A 5360-nucleotide genomic window follows, 5' to 3' on the forward strand; every position below is an offset into this window, starting at 1 on the left:
ACGAGGAGCCACCCATGACCGAGTCGACCACCCCCGCCGAGAAGGGCTCGAGCTTCGGGCCGCACCGGCCGGGGCCGGGCGGGGTGGGAGCGGTGCCCTCGGCGGGCGCATCGGTGGACGGAGCGTCGGTCGAGGTGGAGTGCAGCGGGGTGGCGCTGGAGGTCGGCGTGCTCGACGGCGTCGCGGCGAACGCGGCGGTCGAGCCGAGCGCGACGAGTCCGAGTGCGCCGACGGCGATGCCGATGGTCAGGGCGCGCTTCTTCGGACGGCGCGGCCCGAAGCTCGAGCCCTTCTCGGCGGGGGTGGTCGACTCGGTCATGGGTGTCTCCTCGTTCCGGCCCGGTGCCGACCCCGTTCGGGATCGGTTGCGGCCGGTTCCATCTCAGATTCGAAGGCGAATCTGAAGCCGGACTTAAGAACAGACCCTCCACAGCAGACGCCGGGTGCGCCCCGATCCGCGGCCCCTAGGTTCGAGCACATGCCCTCCTCCGCCCGTGTGCTCCTCATCGAGGACGACGACGCCATCCGCTCCTCCGTCGAGACCGCGCTGCGCAGCGAGCGCTTCACGGTCCGCGGTCTCGTCTCCGGCGAGGACCTCGCCCGCGAGCTGAGCACCTTCGCTCCGGACCTGGTGATCCTCGACTGGATGCTCCCCGGCCCGAGCGGCATCGTGCTCGCCGAGCGGATCCGCCGCAGCAGCGACGCGGCGGTGATCATGCTCACCGCCCGCGACGCCGTCGACGACCGCCTCCGCGGCTTCGACGAGGGCGTCGACGACTACGTGGTGAAGCCGTTCGTGCTCGCCGAGCTCGTCAAGCGCGTGACCGCCGTGCTGCGCCGCCGCGGCCGCATCCCGTCCGTCGTCGAGATCGGAGACCTCGTCGTCGACCCGGAGTCGGGCCGCGCCCGCCGCGGCGGCGTCGCCCTCGACCTCACCGCGACCGAGTTCCGCCTCCTCACCTTCCTCGCCGGGAACCGCGGCCGCACCCTCACCAAGACCCAGATCCTCACGCAGGTCTGGGGCTACGACCACGTCGACCCGAACCTCGTCGAGGTGCACCTCAGCTCCCTCCGCAAGAAGATGGAGGCGCACGGCGACCGGCTCGTGCACACCGTCCGCGGCCTCGGCTACCGGGTGGAGGCGTGAGCCGCTCCCAGCCGGGCGCCCTGCGGACCGGCTCCCTCCGCCTCCGCACCGTCCTGGCCGTGCTCGCGCTGCTGGCCGTTCTGCTCCTGGCCCTCTCGGCGACGGTGCAGGCGGTGCTCGGCGAGCGCCTCCGCGACCAGATCGAGGAGCGGCTGCAGGACCGTGCCTCCGCCGCCGCCGCGCTGGTCGGCACGATCGCCGACGACGCCCTCGCCTCCCGCCTCTCGGCGCAGGGCGTCTCGGTGCGGATCACGAGCCCCGAGGGCGAGGACGTCGTGGCCGGGCCGAGCCCGGAGCAGCTGCGACTGGGCCCGGGAGCCGCCGACCAGCTCGGAGAGCCGCCGTCGCCTCCCGGCACGAGCTCCTCCTCCGGAGCCGTCCCGCCCCGAGCCGCGTCCGCCGCCGTCACCGTCGTCTCGAGCAGCGTCGCCGCCGACGACGAGCTGATCACCCTCGAGTCGACCCTCAGCGACGGCACCCGCCTCGAGCTCACCAGCGAGGCCGGATCGGTGGGCAGCACCCTCGCGCAGCTGAACGGGATCCTGCTCGCCGCGTCGGCCGTGTTCCTCCTGCTGGCCGCGCTCGCGCTGATCGTCGTGGTCCGCGCGACCCTCCGGCCCCTCGAGCGGATGACCGACGTGGCCCGCGACATCGCGCACGGCGACCGCGGGCGGCGGCTGCGCCCCTCCCGTCCACGGACGGAGCTCGGCCGCACCGCGACCGCGTTCGACGAGATGCTCGACGACCTCGAGCAGGCCGAGCGCAGCGCCCTCGCCGCCGAGGCGACGGCCCTCGCGGCGGAGCAGCGGATGCGCGCGTTCGTCTCGGACGCCGCGCACGAGCTGCGGACGCCGGTCGCCGGTATCCAGGCCGCCGCCGACGCGCTCGTCCGCGCCGACGGCGGCGAGCAGGAGCGCGAGCGCCTCTCGGTGCACGTCGTGCGGGAGTCGATGCGCGCGGGCCGCCTCATCCAGGACATGCTGCTGATGGCGCGTCTGGACGAGGGCCTGGCTCTGGAGTCGCGTCCGCTGGACCCCGCGGGCGTCGCCGAGGCCGCGATCGAGCGCCAGGAGCTGCGCCGCCCGGACCTCGCGATCGAGCTGCACCGGCCCGCCGAGCCGCTCCTGGTCAGCGCCGACGCCGACCGGCTGGCTCAGGTGCTCGGCAACCTCCTCGAGAACGGTGCCCGCTTCGCCCGCTCCCGGATCGACGTCGCCGTCGAGGCGGCCGCCGACTCCGTCACGATCACCGTCGACGACGACGGCCCCGGCATCGCCGAGGCCGACCGCGAGCGCGTCTTCGACCGCCTCGTCCGCCTCGACGACGCCCGCAACCGCGCCGACGGCGGCTCGGGCCTCGGCCTGCCGATCGCGCGCGGGCTGGCCCGGGCCCTCGGCGGCGACCTCGTGGCGGAGGCGGGGCCCGTCGGCGCCCGCTTCCGGGTGACGCTGCCTCGCGCGGGGTGACGCCGCCCCGCTCCCCCTAGGCTCGACGGGCGCGCGGGCCCCGCTCCGCCCGAACGGCAGGAGTGGCTCCATGGACAGGGACGACGCGGAGCAGCGTGTCCGGCAGGCCCGCGACGAGGCCCCGAGGTTCGGGAGCGGTCCCCTGCTCGCCACCTTCACCGTCCGCCACCGCCGCGGACTCGACGTCGCCTTCGTGCTCGACGGCGCCGACGGGGACTTCCAGATCGGCATGGGCGCCGCGTCCGACGACTTCCGGAGCGTCCTCACCGTCGGCGTCGACCGCGAGGACGGCCGCATCCGCGGCGTCTCCAGCTGGACCGTCGACGGCCGCGAGAGCCGCGTGCCCGTGCGGATCCTGCACCGCTCCGCCACCGTGATCATCGTGGAGGCCGCTCCCCTCCCCCTCGACCGGCGCCCGTCCTCGCTCAAGTGCTGGTCCTTCCTCCGCCGGGCCTCCGCCGACCACCACTCCGACGTGCTGGGCTTCGTGTCCCCCGACCTGGCCGACCTCCCCCCGGTCCGGCTCCTCACCGATCCGCGGGCGCGGCGCGGGCGCTGAGCCGGCCTCGCGCGAGGGGACGGATCCCCGCCCGACCCGCAGGCGCCGGTGGGATCATGCGCTGACGTGATCCCGCCCGGAGGTCCGCCCGACCCGGAGGAGCGCTCGTGACGCAGGAGGTGCAGTCGACCCGGCTGCGATCGCTCGGAAGCGAGGCGTTCTTCGGGGCGACGGTGGTCGTCGCGGCGGCGTGGTCGGGCGCTCGGGCCTACCAGCTCTACGGAGGGTGGGGCGTGGTGCTCGCGGTGGCGGCGGTGATCGTCGCGGGGCTCGGCTTCGGGCTCCGGCGGCGCGTCGAGGAGCGGTGGTCCCGGCCGAGCCTCGAGAGGCTGCGGGCCGAGCATCCGGACGGCGGCGTCACCGCGGTGCTGAACACTCCGGAGACGCTGGCCTCGCTGCGGACGCTCGCGGTCGCCGGAGCCGCGGTCGACCTCCCGGCGCTGCGCGCGGCGAAGCCGGACCCCGTGCTGCTGGCCGTCGTCACCGCGAGGGCGCTCTCGCTGTTCCGCGCCGACGCGGACCTCTCGCCGATCGCGTTCCTGCCCCTCACCGCCGGGGACGCCCCCGAGTCGGTGACGGGCTACCACCACGGTCACGCGCTCGCGGCTCCCGTTCTCACGGTCCGGCAGCAGGGGACGGAGCAGCGGCTCGCCCTCTTCCCCGCCGACGGCGCGCGGACGATCACCGGTGTCCTCGGCCGCTGAGCGAGGCCCGCTGCGCATCGCCGGGAGTCTCCGCCCCGCGGCGGATCCGGCAGCGCCGCGCCGCGCGTAGCGTCGGGCGATGGACATGTCACTGCTCGGCACCAGCGTGGTCGCCGCCCTGTGCGGGGCCGCGTATCTCGGAGTCGCGATCCTCGCGGTCGCGCAGGTCCTCCGCTCCGGCCTCGATCCCCTGCGGAAGGGCCTGTGGACGATCGCCGTCGTGGTGGCGCCCTTCCTGGGGTCGATGGCGTGGTTCCTCGTCGGGCGGCCCGGAGCCCGAGCCTGAGACGCGGCTCAGCCCGCACCCATGCCTACGATCACCGATCGCGCAAGCACCTGCTCGCGGGGCGCCCGCACGTCAGCATGAGCGGGATGGACACGATCGAGGAGGCGGGCGCCTGGGCGCGCGCTCTGGTGCGCCGCGAGTTCGGCGTCGGCCTCGTCGACCTGGAGCCCGTCGTCGGCGGACTCGACCACGGAGCGCGCGTCTGGTGCGCGGCCGACGGCTCCGGGGCGCTGTGGAGCGTCAAGGCGTCGGCCCGCGACGGGCGCTTCGGACTCGCGCTCTCGGCGTCGCTGGGAGAGTCGGGGGTGCCGGGCGTCGCGGCGCCGCACCGCGCCTCCGACGGGCGCCCCTGGGCGGAGGACCGCGGGTTGCGGGTCTCGGTCGCGCCGTGGATCCTCGGCGAGGACGCGGTCGACTCCGGCGAGGACGCCCTCGACTGGGAGGGGTTCGGCGCGGTCCTGCGCTCCGTGCACGACGCCGAGCCGCCGACCCTCGCGCCTCCCGTGCGGCGGGGCATCCGTCGTGTCCGCCGTCCGCTCGCCGACCTCCTCGCCGAGACCGACGAGAGGATCGATGCGCAGCCGGAGTTCCGCCCCCGCCTCACCGCGCTCTGGCGCGGGAACCGCTCCCGCCTCGACGCCCTCGCCGGCGCTGAGCGACGGCTGAAGCGCGCCCGCACGCCCACCTCCCGCGTGCCCCTCCACGGCGACCCGCATCCCGGCAACGTCGTCATCGACGAGAGCGGCCGCCCCTGGCTGATCGACTTCGACGAGGCCACCGTCGCCCCGCGGGAGGCCGACCTGCTCCTGATCGAGCTGGGCGTCATCTACTCGCGGCCGATCAGCGACGTGCAGCGCTCGGCGTTCCGCGCGGGCTACGGCGAGGCCCTGATCGACGACGAGCGGATCATCCGCTTCGGCTGCGTCCGCGCGGTCGAGGACGTGGCCGCCACTGTCGCGCTGGCCCTCGCCGACCCGGAGCCGGAGGAGCGCGAGGCCGCCCCCGTGCCCGCCTCCCGCCTCGGCCGCGCCGCCTCGGCGCTGCCCGTCCCCACTCCGCTCGACCTGCTCGCCGGCCAGCTCGGCCCGCACGGCCTCGTCTCGCTCGTCATCGAGGTCGACGACGTTCCGGCCCCAGGCGCTGCGCACCTCGATGCTGTGCGCGCCGAGCGCTCGGAGGACGGCGACCTGGACGACCG

Annotated in this window: 5 protein-coding genes and 3 pseudogenes; 6 read left to right on the top strand and 2 right to left on the bottom strand. The window is 75.5% G+C overall.

The window, feature by feature from the left end; all coding sequences use genetic code 11:
• Positions 1 to 319: pseudogene (locus tag C5C25_RS16100) on the bottom strand (hypothetical protein); the annotation flags it as partial.
• A gap of 159 nt (positions 320 to 478) precedes the next feature.
• On the opposite strand from C5C25_RS16100, the gene C5C25_RS16105 reads away from it, so the two are divergent.
• The 6 genes and pseudogenes from C5C25_RS16105 to C5C25_RS16130 all read left to right on the top strand — a co-directional run.
• A complete protein-coding gene (locus tag C5C25_RS16105) occupies positions 479 to 1147 on the top strand; it encodes a response regulator transcription factor (protein WP_104251184.1) in 669 nt (222 codons plus the stop codon).
• On the top strand, positions 1144 to 2613 hold the full coding sequence (locus C5C25_RS16110) for a HAMP domain-containing sensor histidine kinase (protein WP_104251185.1): 1470 nt from the start codon (positions 1144 to 1146) through the stop codon (positions 2611 to 2613). Before C5C25_RS16105 ends, C5C25_RS16110 begins: the two co-directional genes overlap by 4 nt.
• Before the next feature lie 70 nt (positions 2614 to 2683).
• Positions 2684 to 3172: a hypothetical protein gene (locus C5C25_RS16115; protein WP_104225194.1), complete on the top strand. Its 489-nt coding sequence runs from the start codon at positions 2684 to 2686 to the stop codon at positions 3170 to 3172.
• 107 nt (positions 3173 to 3279) lie between these two features.
• Positions 3280 to 3876, top strand: coding sequence for a hypothetical protein (locus C5C25_RS16120; protein ID WP_104251186.1), 597 nt, complete (start codon positions 3280 to 3282; stop codon positions 3874 to 3876).
• 79 nt (positions 3877 to 3955) lie between these two features.
• A complete protein-coding gene (locus C5C25_RS16125) occupies positions 3956 to 4162 on the top strand; it encodes a PLD nuclease N-terminal domain-containing protein (protein WP_104225196.1) in 207 nt (68 codons plus the stop codon).
• Positions 4163 to 4248: 86 nt separating this feature from the next.
• Positions 4249 to 4998, top strand: a pseudogene (locus C5C25_RS16130) (phosphotransferase enzyme family protein); the annotation flags it as partial.
• A 264-nt stretch (positions 4999 to 5262) separates the two neighbouring features.
• On the opposite strand, the pseudogene C5C25_RS16925 reads toward C5C25_RS16130, so the two are convergent.
• Positions 5263 to 5360: pseudogene (locus C5C25_RS16925) on the bottom strand (sugar phosphate isomerase/epimerase); the annotation flags it as partial.

The sequence above is a fragment of the Rathayibacter sp. AY2B9 genome, from assembly GCF_002931595.1.
Lineage (GTDB): Bacteria > Actinomycetota > Actinomycetes > Actinomycetales > Microbacteriaceae > Rathayibacter.